The organism is Xanthomonas sp. NCPPB 3583, from assembly GCF_041475715.2.
Lineage (GTDB): Bacteria > Pseudomonadota > Gammaproteobacteria > Xanthomonadales > Xanthomonadaceae > Xanthomonas > Xanthomonas euvesicatoria.
The window spans coordinates 2,807,497-2,827,700 of sequence record NZ_CM191263.1 but is presented as its reverse complement, the minus strand read 5'-3'; the positions used below and the strand labels follow the sequence as shown (position 1 = coordinate 2,827,700).

Genomic DNA, 20,204 nt, shown 5'->3' with positions numbered 1-20,204 from the left:
GACCGGATTCGATACCGGCCGCCCCATCGCGCTGCCTGGAGACCCACATGACGCTGCGACTGCTCACCCTGACGCTGTCCATCACCCTGTTGTCCGGCTGTGGCGGCGCTGGCGCGCCCGGCAAGACCGACGCGCAGGCCAAGGTACTCAACGTCTACAACTATTCCGATTACATCGCCGAGGACACCATTCCCGGGTTCGAAAAGAGCACCGGCATCAAGGTCACCTACGACGTCTTCGACAGCGACGAAATGGTGGAAACCAAGTTGCTGGCCGGCGGCAGCGATTACGACGTGGTGGTGCCCACGCTGAACTTCTTCGGCCGGCAGATCCAGGCCGGCGTCTTCCTGCCGCTGGACAAGAGCAAGATCCCCAATCTGGTCAATCTGGATCCGGACGTGATGCGCCGCATCGCCGCGCAGGACCCGAACAATGCCTATGGCGTGCCGTACATGATCGGCACCACCGGCATCGGCTACAACGTCGACAAGCTCAAGGCGATCTTCGGCAGCACCGATGTCGCCAACAGCTGGGATCTGGTGTTCAAGCCGGAGAATCTGTCCAAACTCAAGGACTGCGGCGTGACCATCCTGGACACGCCTTCGGACATGATTCCGATCGCGCTCAATTATCTCGGGCTCGATCCGCACAGCACGGCGCCGGCCGAGATCGAAAAGGCCGCCGCGCTGATCAAGGCCATTCGCCCGTACGTGCAGAACTTCCACTCCAGCCAGTACGTGACCTCGTTGGCCAACGGCAATACCTGCCTGGCGGTGGGCTGGTCCGGCGACATCATCCAGGCGCGCGACCGTGCCGTGGAAGCCGGCAACAACATCAAGGTGGCTTACGCCATTCCGAAGGAAGGCGCGCCGCAGTGGTTCGACATGCTGGCCATTCCCAAGGATGCCAAGCACCCTGACAACGCCTACGCCTTCATCAATTATCTGTTGAAGCCGGACGTGGCCGCGGCCAACACCAACTTCATCCATTACGCCAACCCGGTGCGCACGGCCACGCCGTTGGTGGATGCGGCGATCCGCAACGACCCCACCATCTACCCGCCGCCGGAAGTGACGGCCAAGATGTTTACCTACGCGATCAATCCGCCGGACGTGGACCGGCTGTACACGCGGCTGTGGACCGAGATCAAGACCGGGCATTGACCGGCTGCGTCGGCGGCGGGTGCTGCGCCCGAGCGCAGTGCGGCCCCGTGCGACGGCTCCTCCCACGGGCCACGCGCATGGCGTAGGAATGGCACCGTCGGGACTTGGTGGGCCGGTTGTTGGCCGGTCGGGTCATCACGCAATCTGTACCGGGCAGTTCAAATAATTGTATGGTTGCGCCGCCATTGCCGACGCCGCCGAGACGGCCGCTGCGTGGCGCGCCTCGCCCATCACACAGGACGCATCCTTTTGAGCAACCACGACCATCAGTCCAATGACGGCCAGTCCTCGGCCACGGATGCGCAGGGCGCCGGCGCGCGCGACGAACAGGAGGCGCCCAAGCCCTCGCCGTTGAAGAACCCCAAGGTGAAGTGGACGCTGATCCTGGTCGGGGTGCTGGTGCTGATCCTGCTCGTGGTGTGGCTGGCCTATTACCTGATCAAGGGCCGCTACATGCAGGACACCAACAACGCCTATCTGCAGGCCGATTCGGTGGCGGTGGCACCGCGCGTCAGCGGCTACGTGACCAAGGTGCTGGTGAGCGACAACCAGATCGTGGAAGCCGGACAGCCGTTGCTGCAGATCGACGATCGCACCTACCAGGCCACCCTGCAGCAGGCCGAAGCCGCCATTGCCGCACGCCAGGCCGATATCGTCGCCGCCACCGCCAATGTCTCCGCGCAGGAATCGGCGCTGCTGCAGGCGCGTACCCAGGTCACCGCCGCTGCTGCCAGCCTCAAGTTCGCCCAGGCCGAAGTGAAGCGCTTCGCGCCGTTGGCCGCCTCCGGCGCAGACACCCACGAACATCAGGAAAGCCTGCAGCACGATCTGGCACGCGCACGTGCGCAGTACGACGCCGCGCAGGCGCAGGCCAAGGCCGGCGAGAGCCAGATCCAGGCCAGCCGCGCGCAACTGGAACAGGCACAGGCCGGCGTGAAACAGGCCACCGCCGATGCCGACCAGGCGCGGGTGGCGGTGGAAGACACCCGTCTGACCAGCCGTATCCACGGCCGGGTGGGCGACAAGACCGTGCAGGTGGGCCAGTTCCTCGGCGCCGGCACCCGCACCATGACCATCGTGCCGCAGGAATCGCTGTATCTGGTTGCCAATTTCAAGGAAACCCAGGTCGGCCTGATGCGTCCCGGCCAGCCGGCCGAGATCGAGGTCGATGCGCTGTCCGGAGTGAAGTTGCACGGCAAGGTCGAGAGCCTGTCGCCGGGCACCGGCTCGCAGTTCGCCTTGCTACCGCCGGAAAACGCCACCGGCAATTTCACCAAGGTGGTACAGCGTGTGCCGGTGCGCATCCGTGTGCTGGCCGGTGAAGAGGCGCGCAAGGTGCTGGTGCCGGGCATGTCGGTGGAGGTCACCGTGGACACGCGCTCGGCCAAGGACGCCAAGCAGCGTGCCGAAGAAGAATCCGACCGCGTGCAGGAGCAGGAGCGCGCGCGATGAGTGCAGCGGCCGCCACCGGCCCGCGTGCCGGCGGCAGCGCCCAGCGCGAGAAGGCCGAGCCGGGCGCCTGGCTGGCGGTGCTGGCCGGCACCATCGGCTCGTTCATGGCGACGCTGGATATTTCCATCGTCAATGCCGCGCTGCCCACCATCCAGGGCGAGGTCGGCGCCAGCGGTACAGAAGGCACCTGGATTTCCACCGCCTACCTGGTGGCCGAGATCATCATGATCCCGCTGACCGGCTGGTTCGTGCGCACGCTGGGCCTGCGCAATTTCCTGCTGATCTGCGCGGTGATGTTCACCGCGTTCTCGGTGGTGTGCGGGCTGTCGACGTCGCTTTCGATGATGATCATCGGCCGCGTCGGGCAGGGCCTGGCCGGCGGCGCCCTGATTCCGACCGCGCTGACCATCGTCGCCACGCGGTTGCCGCCCAGCCAGCAGACCATGGGCACCGCCTTGTTCGGCATGACCGTGATCATGGGCCCGGTGATCGGCCCGCTGCTCGGCGGCTGGCTGACCGAAAACGTCAGCTGGCACTACGCGTTCTTCATCAACGTGCCGATCTGCGTTGGCCTGGTTGCGCTGCTGCTGCTCGGCCTCAAGCACGAAAAGGGTGACTGGGCAGGCCTGCTCGACGCCGATTGGCTGGGCATCTACGGGTTGACCGCGGGTCTGGGCGGGCTGACCGTGGTGCTGGAAGAAGGCCAGCGCGAGCGCTGGTTCGAATCCAGCGAGATCAATACCCTGAGCCTGCTTGCGTTGAGCGGCTTCATCGCCCTGGTGATCAGCCAGTTCCGGCGGCGCCCTCCGGTGATCCGGCTGTCGCTGCTGCTGCAGCGCAGCTTCGGCGCGGTTTTCATCATGGTCATGGCGGTGGGCATGATCCTGTTCGGCGTCATGTACATGATTCCGCAGTTCCTGGCGGTGATCTCCGGCTACAACACCGAGCAGGCCGGGTACGTGCTGCTGCTGTCCGGCCTGCCGACCGTGCTGCTGATGCCGATGATGCCCAAGCTGCTGGAAACGGTGGACGTGCGCATCCTGGTCATTGCCGGGCTGATCTGCTTTGCCGCTGCCTGCTTCGTCAATCTGTCGCTGACTGCCGACACCGTGGGCACGCACTTTGTCGCCGGGCAGCTGCTGCAGGGCTGCGGCCTGGCGTTGGCGATGATGTCGCTCAACCAGGCGGCGATCTCGTCGGTGCCGCCGGAACTGGCGGGCGATGCCTCGGGCCTGTTCAATGCCGGCCGCAACCTGGGCGGCTCGGTCGGGCTGGCGCTGATCTCCACCTTTCAGGAGCGCCGCATGACCTTCCACACCGAAACCATCGGCAGCTCGATCACCGCCAATGCCAGCCGTGCACAGGAGGCGCTGGCCGGCCTGACCGCACAGATGCAGGGCAGCGCCGGCGGCGAGGCGGCAGCCCGCTCGATCGCCCAGTTCGCCCGCGTCGTGCAGCAGCAGTCCCTGGTGATGACCTATAGCGACCTGTTCTGGATCTTTGGCGTGATCGTGGTCTGCACGATTCCGCTGGCCTTTTTGCTCAAGCCGTTACCCAAGGGGGCGCACCTTGCAATGCACTGATTCCATGCGCCTGATCCGCATGCCGCTGGCTGCGGCGGTGGGCACGCTGCTGCTTGGCGGCTGCATGCTCGGCCCCAACTACACCAAGCCGCCAGCGGTTGCCGACGCGGCGATGCAGGCACCCGCCCTGCATCGTGCCAGCGGCGCGGACGTGGTCGCCGCCGCACCGCTGAACCATTGGTGGGAGGAACTGCACGACCCGCTCCTGACCCAGTTGGTCACCCAGGCCTTGGCCGACAGCCCCAACCTGCGCGCGGCACAGGCGCGGCTGCGTGCCAACCGCGCGCTGGCCCAGCAACGCCGCGCCGAGCGCCTGCCCAAGCTCAACGCCAGCGCGGTGTATGCCTACGCCGAACCGCCGCAGACCATTGTCGACACGCTCGGCGGGCTGCAACAGGGTCAACCCGGCCAGCCGCCGGCGGCCGGCAACCAGGCGCTGAACCTGGAAGAGACGCAGATCTACAGCGCCGGCTTCGATGCGAGCTGGGAGCTGGATTTCTTCGGCCGCCGCCGTCGCGCCGCCGAAGGCGCGCTGGCGCAGGCACAGGCCTCCGAAGCCGAGCTGGCCGATGCGCAGGTGCAGCTGGCCGCCGAAGTCGGGCAGGTCTATCTCAATTACCGCGGCTTGCAGGCGCGCCTGGCCATTGCCGATACCAACCTGGACAAGATCCGCCAGTCGCTGCAGCTGGTGCAGCAACGTCGCGGGCAGGGCGCCGCCTCGGACCTGCAGGTCGAGCAGATCGCCACCCAGGTGCAGCAGCAGGAGGCGCAACGCCTGCCGCTGGAAATGCAGGCGCAGGAAGCGCAGGACCAGCTGGCCCTGATGGTCGGGCGCGAGCCCGGCGCGCTGGATGCCCAGCTCAGCACGCCGCAGCCCTTGCCGATGCTGCCGACACAGGTGCGCGTGGACGATGCCGGCGCGTTGATCCGCCGGCGCCCGGACGTGCGCAAGGCCGAGCGCGAGCTGGCCGCCTCCAGCGCGCAGATCGGCGAGGCGTTGAACGGCTACTTCCCGCAGGTGAGTCTGCTGGGCGGGCTGAGCTGGGTCGCCGGCTCGCCGAGCGATTTCAATTCCGACGCGCTGACCACATTGGCGGTGCCGATGCTGCGCTGGTCGATCTTCGATTTCGGCAAGACCCGCGCGCAGGTGGAGCAGGCGCGTGCCGGCAATGCGGGGCGTACGGCAGCGTACGAAGGGACCGTGCTGGCTGCCTTGCAGGATGCCAATTCGGCGTTGGCGCGCTTCGGTTCGGCACGCAAGCAGCTGGTGGTCGCACGCCAGGCCGAAGCCTCGGCCACGCGCTCGGCCGGGCTGATGCAGCAGCGTCGCGATGCCGGTGCCACCTCATCGATCGATCTGCTGGATGTGCAGCGCCAGCAGTTGTCGGCGCAGGACGCTGCCGCACAGGCGCAGGTGCAGTTGCTGGTGAATTACGTGGCCCTGCAGAAGAGTCTGGGGCTGGGCTGGAGCGCACCGGCGCAGGACGCGCGCTGAGAGCAGCCAGGGCAATCTGCGACGCGGCAGCCCATGCGCGGCCGCGTCCGGGTTTTGCCATCATGGTCGGCATTGGCCGTTGTGGCGCATGCAATGCGCAATCGAGAGGTTCAATGGCATCACCCGAGGCCACCCCGCAGCCCCACCTCACCGCTGGCGACGGCGGCTACCTGAGCATCGACGCGGTCCGCAAGGAGTTCGACGGCTTCGTCGCGGTCGACGACGTCAGCCTGCAGATTCGCAAGGGCGAGATCTTCGCGTTGCTCGGTGGTTCCGGTAGCGGCAAATCCACGCTGTTGCGCTGCCTTGCCGGGTTCGAGCGGCCGACCAAGGGGCGCATCGTCCTGGATGGTCAACCGATCGACGCACTGCCGCCGTACGAGCGCCCGATCAACATGATGTTCCAGTCGTACGCGCTGTTTCCGCATATGAGTGTGGAGCAGAACATCGCCTTCGGGTTGAAGCAGGAAGGCTTGCCCAAGGCTGCGATCGCCAGCCGCGTCGGCGAGATGCTCGAACTGGTGCAGCTTGGCGCGCTGGCCAAGCGCAAGCCGCACCAGCTCTCCGGCGGGCAGCAGCAACGCGTGGCCCTGGCGCGCTCGCTGGCCAAGCGCCCCAAGCTGCTGTTGCTGGACGAACCGATGGGTGCGCTGGATAAAAAACTGCGCTCGCAGATGCAGCTGGAACTGGTCAACATCATCGAAACCTCCGGCGTGACCTGCGTCATGGTCACCCACGATCAGGAAGAGGCCATGACCATGGCCACCCGGATCGCGCTGATGGACCAGGGCTGGATCCAGCAGGTGGGCACGCCCGATGAAATCTACGAGCAGCCGGCCAACCGGTTTGCGGCCGAGTTCATCGGCTCGATCAATCTGATCGATGCGCTCATCGCTGACGACGCGCCCGAGTACGTCACCTTGAAAACGCCTGCGTTCGATGCCTGCATCCGCATCGGCCACGGCATCACCGGCTTCGAAGGGCAGGCAGTGGCGTTCGCGCTGCGCCCGGAAAAGCTCGCCATCGGCAAGGACGAGCCGGCCCAGGCCTGCAACAAGGCCCAGGGCGTGATCGAAGACATCGCCTATTTCGGCAGCCACTCGGTCTACCACGTGCGCTTGCCCAGCGGGGTCAAGCTGATGGCCAATTTCGCCAATCGCCAGCGTTGGGCCAGCGAAGCGCTGACCTGGGGCGACACCGTGTGGGTCGGGTGGGGCGAAGACGACGGCGTGGTGCTCACCGCATGAGAGCGGCCAGCAAAACTACTGCGCAGCCGCCAGGGGGGCGCGGCCGGTGCTCGGAATCCTCATGTACCACTCGTACACTGCGGTTCCTGCGCGCCCCCCTGGCGGCTGCTCGCTACGTTCTGCTAGCCACTCTTAGCCGTGGGTTGCCGGGCGCGCGCTGGGGCGTGATCGCCGCACCGTATCTATGGCTGCTGGTGTTCTTCGCGATTCCGTTTTTGATCGTGCTGAAGATTTCCTTCGCCGAGCGCGCCACCGCGATGCCGCCGTATACGCCGCTATTGGCGGTTGCTGCCGACGGTGCGATGAGCCTAAAGCTGCATCTGGGCAACTATCTGGCCTTGCTGCGCGACAGCCAGTACGTGGCTGCCTACCTGAGTTCGATCAAGATCGCGGCCATTTCCACGGCGCTTGCGTTGTTGATCGGTTATCCGATGGCGTATGTGATCGCGCGCCTGCCGCTGGCCACACGCAACGTGGCGATGATGCTGGTGGTGCTGCCGTCGTGGACCTCGTTTTTGATCCGCGTATACGCGTGGATCGGCATTCTCGATGGCAATGGCGTGCTCAATCAGGTGCTGTTGGCGCTGGGTGTGATCAAGCAGCCGTTGCAGTTGTTGTACACGCCGATCGCCGCCTATATCGGCATCGTGTACTGCTATCTGCCGTTCATGGTGTTGCCGCTGTACGCCAACCTGGTCAAGCACGATCAGCGCCTGCTCGAAGCGGCCTACGACCTGGGCGCGCGGCCATGGCAGGCGTTCGCGCGCATCACCTTGCCACTATCGCGCAACGGCATCGTGGCCGGCTGCATGCTGGTGATGATTCCGGCGGTGGGCGAGTTCGTCATCCCGGAAATGCTCGGCGGGCCGAACACCCTGATGATCGGGCGCGTGCTGTGGGGCGAGTTCTTCAATAACCGCGACTGGCCGGTGGCAGCGGCCGTGGCCACGGTGATGCTGTTGCTGCTGTTGCTGCCCATCGTGATCTTCCACCGTTACCAGCAGCGTGAGCTGGAAGGGCGGCTGACATGATGCGCGCTTCGCGCGGTGGGCGCCTGCTCGGCGGCAGCGTGCTCGCGCTGGGTTTCGGCTTCCTGTACCTGCCGATCCTGTTGTTGATGGTGTATTCGTTCAACGCCTCGCGCCTGGCAACGGTGTGGGGCGGGTTTTCGACCAAGTGGTACGGCGAATTGGTGCGCGACCGGCAATTGCTCGACGCAGCCTGGGTCAGCCTGGAGGTGGCGTTCTGGACGGCCTGCGCATCGACGGTGCTGGGCACGATGGCCGCCATGGCGATGGTGCGCCTGCGGCGGTTTCCCGGCAAAACCCTGTTCGGCGCATTGATCACCGCGCCGTTGGTGATGCCCGAAGTCATCATCGGTCTGTCGATCCTGCTGTTGCTGGTGTCGATGGGGGGCGTGCTCGGCATCGCGCCGCGCGGCGCAGTGGCGATCTGGGTGGCGCATGTCACCTTCACCGTCTCGTTCGTGACCGTGGTGATTTCTTCGCGGCTGCAGGAACTGGACCGCTCGCTGGAAGAAGCCGCGATGGATCTCGGTGCCACGCCGCTGCACGTGTTTTTCCAGATCACCTTGCCGATCATCGCGCCGGCCCTGGCGTCGGGCTGGCTGCTGGCCTTTACGCTGTCGCTGGACGATGTGGTGATCGCCAGTTTCCTGGCCGGGCCCAGTTCCACCACCTTGCCGATCAAGGTGTTTTCGTCGGTGCGGCTGGGCATCAGCCCCAAGATCAATGCGCTGGCCACGGTTATGGTGCTGGCGGTGTCGATTGCCGCGGTGATTGGCTGGTGGCTGCTGGCGCGCAGCGAAAAGCGCCGCATGCGCGATGCGCAGCTGGCGTTGCAACGCGAAGGTTGAGCGCTTCCGCAGGGGCGCGCGAGGTGCAGAGGCGTGCGAGGGCAAGTAAGCCTTCGGCAGCACTGCTTCGAAAACCGATGCGGCTGCATGCATCCAGTGTGGTGGCGGCCGTGGTGCTTGCGAACACAGTGTTGCAGCAGTTTCAGGCGATTGTGACGCGCCCCGAACTTGCCGGCGTCTAGCATGACCGCCTCGCAACAGGAGACCGTCATGTCCTACGACACCGTCAACCCCGCCAACGGCCAGGTCGAGCACACCCAGCAGACCCTGGACGCCGCTGCCATCGAAGCGCGTCTGGCCGCTTCCGCCAAGGCATTTCCGGCCTGGGCCGCGTTGCCGCTGGCCGAGCGTGGCGCCTTGCTGCGCCGCATTGGCGAGGAGCTGACCAAGCGCCGCGAGGACCTGCAACGCATCATGACCGCCGAGATGGGCAAGCTGCGCGCCGAGGCCCTGGCCGAAGTCGACAAGTGCGCGCAGGCCTGCGCGTACTACGCCGAGCACGCCGCCGACTATCTGGCGCCGCGCGACATTCCCACCGAAGCGCAATCCAGCTATGTGCGCTACGAACCGCTGGGCTGCGTGTTCGCAGTGATGCCGTGGAATTTCCCGCTGTGGCAGGCGTTCCGGTTCCTGGCACCAAGCCTGATGGCCGGCAACGTGTCGCTGCTCAAGCACGCCAGCAACGTGCCGCGCTGCGCTGACGCCATGAAAGAGGTGCTGGACGCCGCCGGCATTCCGCCGGGCGTGTTCGATGTCCTGCATATCGATAACGACCAGGCTGCCGATGTCCTGCGTGATGCCCGCATTGCTGCGGTAACGCTGACCGGCAGCGAACGCGCCGGTCGCTCGCTGGCCGCCAATGCGGGCGACCAGCTCAAGAAGTGCGTGATGGAGCTCGGCGGCTGCGATGCCTTCGTGGTGCTGGAAGACGCCGATCTGGAGCACACCGTGCCATCGGCCGTGCAGTCACGTTTCGACAATAGTGGGCAGACCTGCATCGCCGCCAAGCGATTCATCGTGGTGGATGCGATCGCCGACCGGTTCATCGAGCGCTTCGTGGCAGCGGCAGCCAAGCGCATCGTGGGCGACCCGCAGCAGGACAGCACCACGCTGGCGCCAATGGCCCGTGCCGACTTGCGCGAGGAATTGCACAAGCAGGTGCAGGCCAGCGTGGCGAAGGGCGCCAAGGTCTTGCTGGGCGGCGAACCGGTCGCCGGCTCGCATGCCGGTTATCCGGCCACCATCCTCGACAACGTCGCCCCCGGCATGCCGGCATACGACGAAGAATTCTTCGGCCCGGTCGCTTCGATCATCCGGGTGGCCGACGAGGCCGAAGCGGTGCGCGTGGCCAATGACACCAGCTTCGGGCTGGGTGGCAGCGTGTGGACGGCCGACCCCAAGCGCGGCGAGCGCGTGGCGCAGCAGCTGCAGTGCGGCGCGGCGTTCGTCAACTCAGTGGTCAAGAGCGATGTGCGCTTGCCCTTCGGCGGCATCAAGCGCTCCGGCTTCGGCCGCGAACTGGCCGAGCACGGCATCCATGAGTTCATGAACGTCAAGACGATCTATGTGGCTTGATGGCGGGGAATCGGGATTCGGGATTCGGGATTGGAGATTCGCAAGAGCAGGCGCTCGCGACTTATGAGCACCCTGGCCTAGGTTGAAAATCAACAACCTGCCAACTGCTCAAACCAATCCCGAATGCCCAATCCCGAATCCCGGGCCGCGCAGCGGCCCTATAGCCACTTGGCGCGCTTGAACAGGCGATACAGCACCAGGCACGAGCCCACGACGCCGGCGACCAGCAATGGGTAGGCGTAGCGGGCGTCGAGTTCGGGCATGTGGGCGAAGTTCATGCCGTACCAGCTGGTAATCAGGGTAGGGGCGGCCAACAGGGCGGCCCAGGCACCGAGGCGCTTGACGGTTTCGCCCTGAGCGAGCGTCACCATCGACAGGTTGACGCTGAGCGCCGTGCCCAGCATTTCACGCAAGGTGTCGATGGCATCGTTGATGCGCACCGCGTGATCGAGCACGTCGCGCAGGTAAATGCCGACTTCTTCGTGGATCAGGGAGCCGGGATTGCGCTTGAGGTGCGAGAGCACGTCCTGCAACGGCGCCACCACCAGCCGCATCTTGTTGAGTTCGCGCTTGAGCTCATACAGGCGCACCACCGTCTCGCGCTTGTAGTCGTCGGCGAAGATGTCTTTTTCCAGACGTTCCAGCGTGTCGCGGAACTCGTCCATGATCGGTAGGTAATTGTCGACCACGAAATCGAGCACGCCGTACAGGCAGAACGACGCGCCCATGTGCAGCATCGCCGGCTCGCGTTCGACCCGATGCCGCACCGGCGCGTACGACAGTGACGCGCCATGCCGTACCGTCAACAGGAAGCGCCTTCCCAGGAACGCGTGCGTCTCGCCATAGCGGATGCGCTCGTTGACCAGCTGCGCGGTGTTGACCACCACGAACAGCGAGTTGCCGTAACTCTCGGCCTTGGGGCGCTGATGCGCCTTGAGCGCGTCTTCGATCGCCAGATCGTGCAGGCCGAATTCGTCCTGCAACTTGCGCAGCACCGATTCCTGCGGCTCGTACAGCCCCACCCAGACGAAGCCATCCGGCCGCTGCAGCACGTCGCTGATGTGCTCCAGGCTGATGTCGTGGCGCTTGCCGTCGCCGTCGTAATAAGCGCAGGTGATGACGCAGGACGGATTATCGGGATGATGGCCGTTGCTGTTCATGAGCGCATCCTTCAATCAGCGCGTACGTGCGGGCAGGTCACGCGGTCGCAGGGCAATGGCAAGTGCGGTGTGGATCGGCAACAGCAGCATCACCCATTGCAGGTTGTCCTGCGCCTGGAAGGACAGCCAATGGATCACCAACGCGGCCAGCGCGCACGCCGCCACCACCCAGGACAGCACGTTGAACCAGCGGCCCGGCCGATGGCCCAGCTGCAGCCGTATGCCACCGAACCACAGCAGCACGCACAGCGGGTTGACCAGCAGCAGGTTGCGGTTGGCCCATGCCGATTGATGGGCAGTGAATCCCCACAGATAGACCAGCAGGCCGCCGCCGATGGCGCACACCAGCCAGAACGGTAACGCCAGTCCAGCCAGCAGGCGCTGCCTGCGGCCCAAGGCCAGCACGCCTGCGGCCACGATGAGCCCGGTCAGCAACCACGGCCACCAGTGTCGCTGCTGTTCGGCGGGCTCGGGCGCGATGCGATGCGGCAGCAATACCTGCGTGGATTGCACCAACGGGCGACCGGCGCTGTTGTGCACCTGGGTCAGGCTGTCGGCCAGCCGCATCGGCACGAAGGCTTCTTCCCAGCGCGACAAGGGGCGATCGGCGTACGGTCCCAGGCCCAGGTCGAAGCCCAGCCACATCCACGGGGCAGGGGAGGCCAGGCGCACCGCTTCGCTGCGGAAGGTGTTGCCGCGCGAACGGCCGGCCAGCTGCGACTTGAGCGCGCCGCCCATCGCACGGTCCAACGTGTCGCGCACCATGGTGGCGCAGTTGGCCATGAAGTAATCGTAGTGATAGCGCGCGTTTTCCGGTTGGCTACGCACCGCCAAGCCCTCGGCCAGCGCGCGCGCCTGGTCTGGCGGCAGATCCAGCCACTGGATGCTGACACCGCGCCCGGCATCGCGATATTGCGACAGGTCTTCTTCCAGTGGCAGCGCGACCAGGTAATACATCATTTCGCCGCGCGCAAAACGCGGTATGAAGTCCGGCTCGCTCGGGTCGAAGAAGCCGAAGTTGTACGAGGTGGCCTGCTGCGTGCGCGGATCGACCACCACGATGGCATCGTGGCCGAAACGTTCGAAAAACACTTCGCCCGGTTGCATGGTCACCACGCCGATCCGCGGCGCCGACTGGGACGCAGGGTCGGCTTCCGGGGCGGGCGCCTGCGCGAAGGACGCCGGCCTCACCAACAGCGACAGCAACGCCAGCAGCCAGCACGCAGCCCAACGCCGGGCACTGCAGCGCGCCGGCGCTGCAGCGGTCATGCCATGCGACAGGTTCAAGCGTCGTCCTGCGGATCGGGCGGCAGAATGGTGACGTGGAAGGCATGCACGCGCCGCGCATCGGCCTTGGCCACGCGGAATGCAAAGCGCCCCAGCGTCAACTCTTCGCCGGTTTCGGGCAGGTGCCCGATCGCATCGGTGACCAGCCCACCCACGGTGTCGTACTCGTCGTCGGGGAACTCGGCGCCAAAGCGTTCGTTGAAGTCTTCGATAGGCGTCAGCGCATCGACCACATAGCGCCCATCGGCCTGGATCGCAATGAGCGAATTCTCTTCTTCGGCATCGTCGTGCTCGTCGTCGATCTCGCCGACGATCTGCTCGAGCACGTCCTCGATGGTGACCAGCCCGGCAACACCGCCGTATTCGTCCACCACGATCGCCATGTGATTGCGCGAAAGGCGAAATTCCTTGAGCAGGACGTTGAGCTTCTTCGACTCCGGGATCAGCACCGCCGGGCGCAGCAGTTCGCGCACGTTGCCCGGGCCGTTGTCGGCCACCACGCCGCGCAACAGGTCCTTGGCCAGCAGGATGCCGAGCACTTCGTCCTTGTTCTCGCCGTGGACCGGGAAGCGCGAATGGCCCGATTCGACCACCTGCTTCATCAGGTCGATGAAACGCGCCTCCACCGGCAGCGAGACCATCTGCGAGCGCGAGATCATCACATCGCCCACGGTGAGCTCGGACACGGAGATCGCGCCTTCCATCATGCGCAAGGTGTCTGCGGCGATGAGACCGTCCTGTTCGGCGGTCCGCAGCAAGGCGACGAGTTCGTCGCGGGTGTGGGGTTCGCCGGAGAAGGCAGCGCTGAGGCGCTCGAGCCAGCTACGGCGTTTTTCCGGTGTTTCTGGGGATTGGCTACTGTCGTCTTCGGACATCGTGACGGGGAAGGGCACCCGGCAAACCAGGCGTTAGCCACCAGTCTAGCAGGAAGCCGGCAAGGCGCTGTGGATGCGCCGTTACCTGTCCGGTCTCAGGGCAGATCCAGGCTGTAGCCGCAGCCGACCACGGTCTTGCCCGGGTGCGATTTGACGTTGGTCACGCTCAGCACGACCGATTCGATCATCGCCTCGCCGGTCTTGGGATTGGTGGTGTCTTCGCTGACCAGCTCGCGCCCGTACATGACCTTCTCGGCGTTATCCACGCCCAGTTCCAGATCCAGCTGCTTGGCGAGCGGGCGCGGGTCGGGCAGGTCCAGGATCGCCATGATGCTGGCGCCGGAAAACGCGATGTGATTGGTACTGTGGCCGAACACGCGAATGGGCGTGTTGAGCGTGTACTCGGTCATGAACAGGTTGGACTGATCCAGCGGCGTCCAGCCCAGCGCCACCGCCTTGAGCGGGTCGGCCAGTACCGGCGCCAACGCGCTGAAATCGCCGATGCGCTGGCGGCATTCGATCAAGGCGGCAAGGTCCGGGCGCACCGGCGCGGTCTGCGCCCAGGCGCCGGGCGCGCTCAACAGCAGCAGGGCGCCGGCAATGCAAAGACGCATCAGTGTTCTCCTGCGTAAGGGTCGTCGATGCCGAGGTCGGCCAGGATCTCGCGCTCCAGTTGCTCCATCGCCTCGGCCTCCTTGTCGTCTTCGTGATCCCAGCCAAGCAGGTGCAAGGTGCCATGCACGGTCAGGTGCGCATAGTGCGCAGCCAGCAATTTGCCTTGCTCTGCGGCCTCGCGCGCCACCACCGGTGCGCAGATCACCAGATCGCCCAGCAGCGGCATCTTGATGCCCTTGGGCAGGCCTTCCGGCAGTTCGGCAGGGAAGCTCAGCACGTTGGTGGCGTAATCCTTGCCGCGGTAATGGTGATTGAGCGAGCAGCCTTCCTTCTCGTCGACCACGCGCACTGCCAGATCGGCCTCGCGGATGCGTCCCTTCAACGCCGCGGCCACCCACTTGCGAAAACTCACCGCCGACGGCAGGCCGGCGCGCGGCAGCGCATAGCTGACGGCAACGTCGAGGCGGATAGGGCCCTTGGTCATGGGAACACCAGCATTCAGATCAGACAGAGGTGACAGTATCGCCCGAGTAGCGTCTTGCGGCGACGCCTGCGTGTGCGTGCTTGGCCCGCCGGTCCGGGATCAGCGAACGCACTCGACCAGCACCATGACAAGCGCGCCACCGTTGGCAACACGATAAAACGCACTGCCCATCGGCCCGTTCTGGCAATGCGGATCGACCCGGTTGACTTCCAGGGCCGGCGCGAAACCTGGTGGCGATTGTGTCCAGATTGCGGCTTGGCCGCGCTCCAGCAGGCGACCTACCAGATAGCGCGTGTCGGCGCTTTCCTTGTCATCTTGAGCCACCGCGCAGCCGAAGCGGTCGTGCGCTTTGCCGGTAGAGGCAAGTAGCGCCTGCGCTCGCGTGCCGGCAAGCAGCGCTTGTCGCTGCGCATCCTCATCAACCCCCGCACCGGCTGCAGCCTTCGCCACTGCCAGGTGTTCCAGTTCGGCCCGATCCAGCAGGATGGTCGCTTGCCCAGCGGCCACCGAGACACAGGACGCGGCAAGTTGCTGCCGCAACATGACGTGCGTGGTCGTGTCGGCCTGCTGGCGTGCCTGCGCATGCGCAGGTTCATGGCAAGCCAGCGCCAACCAGACTCCCAACAGTAGGGCGCGGCCTTGCACGGTCAGTCGGCCGCAGGAGGCTGCAGCGCGTTATCGCGCTTGTCGTAGGCGGTGACAATGCGCTGCACCAATGGGTGACGCACCACGTCGCGCGCTTCGAAGAAGGTGAAACTGGTGCCTTCCACATCGCGCAGCACTTCGATCGCATCGCGCAGGCCGGATTTGACGTGCTTGGGCAGATCGATCTGGGTAAGGTCGCCGGTGACCACCGCCGTGGAGCCGAAGCCCAGGCGGGTCAGGAACATCTTCATCTGTTCGATGGTGGTGTTCTGCGCTTCGTCCAGAATCACATATGCATCGTTGAGCGTGCGACCGCGCATATAGGCCAGCGGCGCGATTTCGATGACGTTGCGCTCCAGCAACTTGACCACTTTTTCCACGCCGAGCATTTCGTACAGCGCATCGTAGAGCGGGCGCAGGTACGGGTCGACCTTCTGGCTGAGATCGCCCGGAAGAAAGCCGAGTTTTTCGCCGGCTTCCACTGCCGGGCGCACCAGGATCAACCGCTGCACCCGCGACTCGTTGAGTGCTTCAACCGCGCTTGCTACCGCCAGGAAGGTCTTGCCGGTGCCGGCCGGGCCGATACCGAAATTGATGTCGTGGGTGGCGATCGCGTGCAGGTATTTGGCCTGGTTGGCGCCACGGCCACGCACGGTGCCGCGCTTGACCTTGATCGCCACATCCTGGGCCTGATATGCGCGCTCGGCCACATGCTCGAGGTTGGCATCGTTGAGCCGCAGGTGGATTGCGTGCGTGTCGAACGTGGTGGTTGCGGCCTCGTCGTACAACGCGGTCAACAGCGACTGGGCGGCGGCGATGGCCGGCTCCGGTCCGGTCACCCGGAAGACGTTGCCACGGTTGGCGATCTCGACGCCAAGCTTGAGTTCGATCTGGCGCAGATGCGCATCGAACGGACCGGCCAGATTGGCCAGGCGCTCGATGTCCTCGGGTTCCAGGGTGAAATCGCGATGTGCGGGTGCGTTCATGGTTGGATCGGACGGCGCACCTGGGTGCGCGTCGGTAGGGCGGGAGCGAAAGGGTAGCGCGCGGCATGTGATCCCACCAACACAGCGGGCGGCGCGGCACCTCGGCGACGCGCCGGTCCGCACAGGCATGCAGGTTTTCCACAACCGCTGTGGAGTCACGCATCACTAACCTGTGGATAAAGCTCGCCGCGCTTACTGGCGCAAGGTTTGCCGGGTTGGTGGCGAAAAAAACGCCAGTACCGACAGGGTTGTCCACACAGGATGTGGATCGAATTCGGCAAAGCCTGTGGGTAAGTAAGACGAGGCCTTGCGCTGCAAGGCGCTACGGATGTGTGGTGAAATTTTGACCATTTCCCGCGAGACGCTTCGGCGCGTGGTCGCGTTGTTTGAAGGGGCGCTGCATTGCGCAGCGCCCGCGCGCCATCACTGTGCGCTGTCGTCCAGTTGAATCCGGCCACGCAGCGAATTGCTCATCGCCTCGGTGATCAACACATCGACGAACTGTCCGATCAAACGCGGGTTGCCTGGGAAATTCACCGGGCGCATGTTCTCGCTCTTGCCGGTCAGTTCGTTCGGGTCGCGCCGCGAGGGGCCTTCCACCAGCACGCGTTGCACGCTGCCCACCATCGATTGCGAAATGCTCGCCGCGTGCGCGTTGATATGCGCCTGCAGACGCGCAAGACGCGCCTGCTTCACCGCCTCCGGCGTGTCGTCCTGCAGGTCCGATGCCGGGGTGCCGGGACGGCGCGAATACACGAACGAAAAGCTCTGGTCGAAGCCCACGTCCTCGATCAGCTTCATGGTCTTTTCGAAGTCCGCTTCGGTCTCGCCAGGGAAGCCGACGATGAAGTCCGAACTGATCGAGATGTCCGGGCGCACTGCGCGCAGCTTGCGGATCTTCGACTTGAATTCCAGCGCGGTGTAGCCACGCTTCATTGCCGACAGGATGCGGTCGCTGCCGGCCTGCACCGGCAGGTGCAGGTAGTTGGCCAGCTGCGGTACGTCGCGGTAGGCATCCACCAGCGAATCGGAAAACTCCAGCGGATGCGACGTGGTGAAGCGGATACGGCCGATGCCGTCGATTTGCGCGATGGTGCGGATCAGCAGGCCCAGATCGGCGTACTGCGCGGCGTCGCCGGCATCGGCGCCATACGCACCGCGGTACGCGTTGACGTTCTGGCCAAGCAGGTTGATCTCGCGCACGCCTTGCGCCGCCAATTGCGCCACTTCCACCAGCACGTCCTCGAACGGCCGGCTGACTTCTTCGCCACGGGTGTAGGGCACCACGCAGAACGAGCAGTATTTGGAGCAGCCTTCCATGATCGAGACGAAGGCCGACGGACCTTCGGCACGCGGCTCGGGCAGACGGTCGAACTTCTCGATTTCCGGGAAGCTGATGTCCACCTGCGACTTGCCCGATTCGCGTCGCGCGCGAATCAGTTCCGGCAGCCGGTGCAGGGTCTGCGGGCCGAACACCAGGTCCACGTAGGGCGCACGCTTGACGATGGCTTCGCCTTCCTGCGACGCCACGCAGCCGCCGACGCCGATGATCACCGGCTTGCCGCCGGCCTTGAGCGCCTTCCAGCGACCCAGCTGGCTGAAGACTTTTTCCTGGGCTTTTTCGCGAATGGAACAGGTATTGACCAGCACCACATCCGCTTCCTCGGGGTTGTCGGTCAGCTCCAGGCCTTCGGAAGCGGCAAGCACGTCGGCCATCTTGGCCGAGTCGTACTCGTTCATCTGGCATCCGTGGGTCTTGATATAGAGCTTGCCGCGTACCACGGCAGGCGCCGATGGGCGCGCGACGGGCAAGGGCAACAGGGCGGGTGCGTCCACGGCAGCGGCCGCGGACAGGTCGGAAACGGGTGTCCCGGGCATGGCGCTTATTCCAGGCGGGTAGAAGAGAGCCGCGCAGTTTACCCGCTTGCGCTGGCGCCGTCCGCGGCCGCACGCCCGGCGTCGACGGCTTCGGCGCGCGCCACTGCCGGGCGCGCGGCCATCCGGGCGATATAGGCGCGGGTCGGGGCGGGCGGGTCGATCAGGCCAAACTCCACCATCCACGCCAAGGCGCCGCCCCACAGCACATCGGCCGCACTGCAGCGCTCGCCCAGCAGGTAATCGCCCTTGGCCAGCTGCGCATCAACCACCTGCAGCACCGTGTCGGCGTCGGCATAAGGCGAGAGCGAGCGCGGCGGGGCGCTACGCTTGAGCGCAAGATCGATGATCGCCGGTTCGAAGGCCGAGCCGTAGAACGCAAGCCAGCGCAGGTAGGCGCCACGGTCGGCATCGCCCGGCGCCGGTGACAGGCCGGCCTCCGGATACAGCTCGGCCAGGTACTGATAGATGGCGCCCTGCTCGGTGACCACGCTGGTGCCGTGAACGATGGTCGGTATCTTGCCCATCGGGTTGATCGCAAGGAATTCCGGCGTGCGCTGCTGCTCCTTTTCCAGATCGATGGGCTGCAGGCTGTAGCGTGCGCCCAATTCTTCCAGCAAGACCAGGACCCCCCGCGAGCGAGAGCGGGGGTTGTGGAACAGGGTGACGTGGCGGTCGTCGGACATTGCGGTCTCCAGGGTGGCTGCGGTGGCGATGCGAGTGGGGATGGCGGGTATCGCGATCTTACGGACCACTTGCGGACAGTTTCTGTCCGCAATACGGTGGCGCGATGGCTTCCACCGCTGCTCGCCTGTTGCGTCTGCTTTCCCTGCTGCAAGGTGGCCGGAGTTGGTCCGGTGTGGCGCTGGCAGAACGTTTGGACATCCATCCGCGCAGCCTGCGGCGCGATATCGAGCGCCTGCGCGAAGCGGGTTATCCGGTGCATGCAGCGCCCGGCAGCGGCGGCGGCTACCGCCTGGGGCAGGGCGGTGCGGCATTACCGCTGTTGTTGGAAGAAGACGAGGCGCTGACCGTGGCGGTCGCTTTGCGCGCCGCCGCGCCAGCGGTGCGCGGGATGGACGCCGCGGCGGCACGCGTGATGGCCAAGCTGGATCCCCTGCTGCCGCGCCGCAGCGGCCAGCGCGCCAGTGCCGCGCATGCCGCCATGGCCAGCATGCCGGCTTCCGAAACGGAATCGCTGGTCGATGCGGGCCTGCTTGCCCAGTTGGCTGCCGCCTGCCGCGACCGGGCCACGCTGCGGCTGGACTATCGGCGCCATTCGGGTACGGCCATCACCCGCAGCGTCGAGCCGGCGCTGCTGGTGAACTACGGGCGGCGCTGGTACCTGTTGGTCTGGGACTGCGAACGCCAGGACTGGCGCAGCCTGCGCGCGGACCGGATCGATCAGGCGGTCGCCACCGGCGCGCGGTTCGCCCCCCGCGCATTGCCCGAAGAGCCGCTACAGCTATTGCGCAAGGCGATCGGCGAAGCGCCGTTTCCGTGCCGGGCGCGGGTGCGTCTGGCCGGCACGGTGGAGGCATTGGCAGCGCGCATCCCGCCCTGGCTGGGTGCCTTGCAGGCCGATGGTCCCGCACATTGCTGGCTGGGTCTTGGCGCCCCGAGCATGCCCGCGCTGGCGGCCAACCTGTTGTTGCTGGACCTGCCGTTCGACGCGATTGCGCCGGCCCAAGCCCGCCACACCTTGACGCAGGCGCTGGACATGTTGCGCACGCAGCTGGACCGGCTGCCCCAGTGAGGCGGCCAACAGACCATCGCGCGTGGTCGTCAGGCGGGCGGCGGCGAACGCGTCATCGGGAGTGCGGGAGGGGTACTTGAGGATTTCGAGCACCGGTCCCGCACGCCTGGCCGCGGCGCGGGCGCCTTGC

General features: G+C 65.7%; 18 protein-coding genes and 1 other RNA gene. 10 read left to right on the top strand and 9 right to left on the bottom strand.

The annotated features are described in order from the left end of the window. Window positions 1-47 precede the first annotated feature (47 nt). The 9 genes from ACCQ07_RS12505 to ACCQ07_RS12465 all read left to right on the top strand — a co-directional run bounded on the left by ACCQ07_RS12505 (window position 48) and on the right by ACCQ07_RS12465 (window position 10,391). Window positions 48-1,163: a polyamine ABC transporter substrate-binding protein gene (locus ACCQ07_RS12505; protein ID WP_071118165.1), complete on the top strand. Its 1,116-nt coding sequence runs from the start codon at window positions 48-50 to the stop codon at window positions 1,161-1,163. A 249-nt stretch (window positions 1,164-1,412) separates the two neighbouring features. After that, complete coding sequence (locus ACCQ07_RS12500; RefSeq protein WP_127167101.1) at window positions 1,413-2,615, top strand: HlyD family secretion protein; 1,203 nt, start codon at window positions 1,413-1,415, stop codon at window positions 2,613-2,615. Beyond that, on the top strand, window positions 2,612-4,198 hold the full coding sequence (locus ACCQ07_RS12495) for an MDR family MFS transporter (RefSeq protein ID WP_008571335.1): 1,587 nt from the start codon (window positions 2,612-2,614) through the stop codon (window positions 4,196-4,198). Before ACCQ07_RS12500 ends, ACCQ07_RS12495 begins: the two co-directional genes overlap by 4 nt. 4 nt (window positions 4,199-4,202) lie before the next feature. Beyond that, window positions 4,203-5,693 (top strand): efflux transporter outer membrane subunit, encoded by a 1,491-nt coding sequence (locus ACCQ07_RS12490; RefSeq protein ID WP_209261616.1) that lies wholly within the window; start codon window positions 4,203-4,205, stop codon window positions 5,691-5,693. A 113-nt stretch (window positions 5,694-5,806) separates the two neighbouring features. Further along, entirely contained in the window at window positions 5,807-6,940 is a 1,134-nt protein-coding gene (locus tag ACCQ07_RS12485) for an ABC transporter ATP-binding protein (RefSeq protein ID WP_372363367.1), read from the top strand. Between the two features lie 61 nt (window positions 6,941-7,001). Continuing rightward, window positions 7,002-7,068: non-coding RNA, sX9 sRNA (locus ACCQ07_RS12480), on the top strand. Then, the gene (locus ACCQ07_RS12475) at window positions 7,060-7,971 is read left to right on the top strand and encodes an ABC transporter permease subunit (protein WP_218196198.1); all 912 of its coding nucleotides are present in this window, start codon (window positions 7,060-7,062) and stop codon (window positions 7,969-7,971) included. The genes ACCQ07_RS12480 and ACCQ07_RS12475 overlap by 9 nt, the downstream gene beginning before the upstream one ends. After that, the gene (locus ACCQ07_RS12470; RefSeq protein ID WP_008571331.1) at window positions 7,968-8,816 is read left to right on the top strand and encodes an ABC transporter permease subunit; all 849 of its coding nucleotides are present in this window, start codon (window positions 7,968-7,970) and stop codon (window positions 8,814-8,816) included. Before ACCQ07_RS12475 ends, ACCQ07_RS12470 begins: the two co-directional genes overlap by 4 nt. A 183-nt stretch (window positions 8,817-8,999) precedes the next feature. Further along, entirely contained in the window at window positions 9,000-10,391 is a 1,392-nt protein-coding gene (locus tag ACCQ07_RS12465; RefSeq protein WP_372363366.1) for an NAD-dependent succinate-semialdehyde dehydrogenase, read from the top strand. 158 nt (window positions 10,392-10,549) lie between these two features. Here ACCQ07_RS12465 and ACCQ07_RS12460 read toward each other — a convergent pair whose 3' ends face one another. The 9 genes from ACCQ07_RS12460 to ACCQ07_RS12420 all read right to left on the bottom strand — a co-directional run bounded on the left by ACCQ07_RS12460 (window position 10,550) and on the right by ACCQ07_RS12420 (window position 19,004). Then, window positions 10,550-11,551 (bottom strand): magnesium and cobalt transport protein CorA, encoded by a 1,002-nt coding sequence (locus tag ACCQ07_RS12460; RefSeq protein WP_011347784.1) that lies wholly within the window; start codon window positions 11,549-11,551, stop codon window positions 10,550-10,552. Between the two features lie 15 nt (window positions 11,552-11,566). Next, window positions 11,567-12,820 carry a lipoprotein N-acyltransferase Lnb domain-containing protein gene (locus ACCQ07_RS12455; protein ID WP_372364145.1) on the bottom strand — a complete coding sequence of 418 codons (1,254 nt, stop codon included), beginning with the start codon at window positions 12,818-12,820 and terminating at the stop codon, window positions 11,567-11,569. Window positions 12,821-12,834: 14 nt separating this feature from the next. After that, on the bottom strand, window positions 12,835-13,713 hold the full coding sequence (locus ACCQ07_RS12450) for a CorC family transporter (RefSeq protein WP_008571326.1): 879 nt from the start codon (window positions 13,711-13,713) through the stop codon (window positions 12,835-12,837). A gap of 95 nt (window positions 13,714-13,808) precedes the next feature. Beyond that, window positions 13,809-14,327: a hypothetical protein gene (locus ACCQ07_RS12445; RefSeq protein ID WP_014090396.1), complete on the bottom strand. Its 519-nt coding sequence runs from the start codon at window positions 14,325-14,327 to the stop codon at window positions 13,809-13,811. After that, on the bottom strand, window positions 14,327-14,812 hold the full coding sequence (gene ybeY, locus ACCQ07_RS12440) for an rRNA maturation RNase YbeY (RefSeq protein ID WP_303401213.1): 486 nt from the start codon (window positions 14,810-14,812) through the stop codon (window positions 14,327-14,329). Before ybeY ends, ACCQ07_RS12445 begins: the two co-directional genes overlap by 1 nt. Window positions 14,813-14,911: 99 nt before the next feature. After that, window positions 14,912-15,457, bottom strand: coding sequence for a hypothetical protein (locus ACCQ07_RS12435; RefSeq protein ID WP_031423083.1), 546 nt, complete (start codon window positions 15,455-15,457; stop codon window positions 14,912-14,914). 2 nt (window positions 15,458-15,459) lie between these two features. Continuing rightward, the gene (locus ACCQ07_RS12430; protein ID WP_008571321.1) at window positions 15,460-16,443 is read right to left on the bottom strand and encodes a PhoH family protein; all 984 of its coding nucleotides are present in this window, start codon (window positions 16,441-16,443) and stop codon (window positions 15,460-15,462) included. A 423-nt stretch (window positions 16,444-16,866) separates the two neighbouring features. Next, window positions 16,867-18,321 (bottom strand): tRNA (N6-isopentenyl adenosine(37)-C2)-methylthiotransferase MiaB, encoded by a 1,455-nt coding sequence (miaB, locus tag ACCQ07_RS12425; protein WP_029819632.1) that lies wholly within the window; start codon window positions 18,319-18,321, stop codon window positions 16,867-16,869. 38 nt (window positions 18,322-18,359) lie between these two features. Further along, the gene (locus ACCQ07_RS12420) at window positions 18,360-19,004 is read right to left on the bottom strand and encodes a glutathione S-transferase family protein (protein WP_057681931.1); all 645 of its coding nucleotides are present in this window, start codon (window positions 19,002-19,004) and stop codon (window positions 18,360-18,362) included. 104 nt (window positions 19,005-19,108) lie between these two features. Here ACCQ07_RS12420 and ACCQ07_RS12415 point away from each other — a divergent pair, with 104 nt between their 5' ends. After that, window positions 19,109-20,074: a helix-turn-helix transcriptional regulator gene (locus tag ACCQ07_RS12415; RefSeq protein WP_057681930.1), complete on the top strand. Its 966-nt coding sequence runs from the start codon at window positions 19,109-19,111 to the stop codon at window positions 20,072-20,074. Window positions 20,075-20,204: the final 130 nt, after the last annotated feature.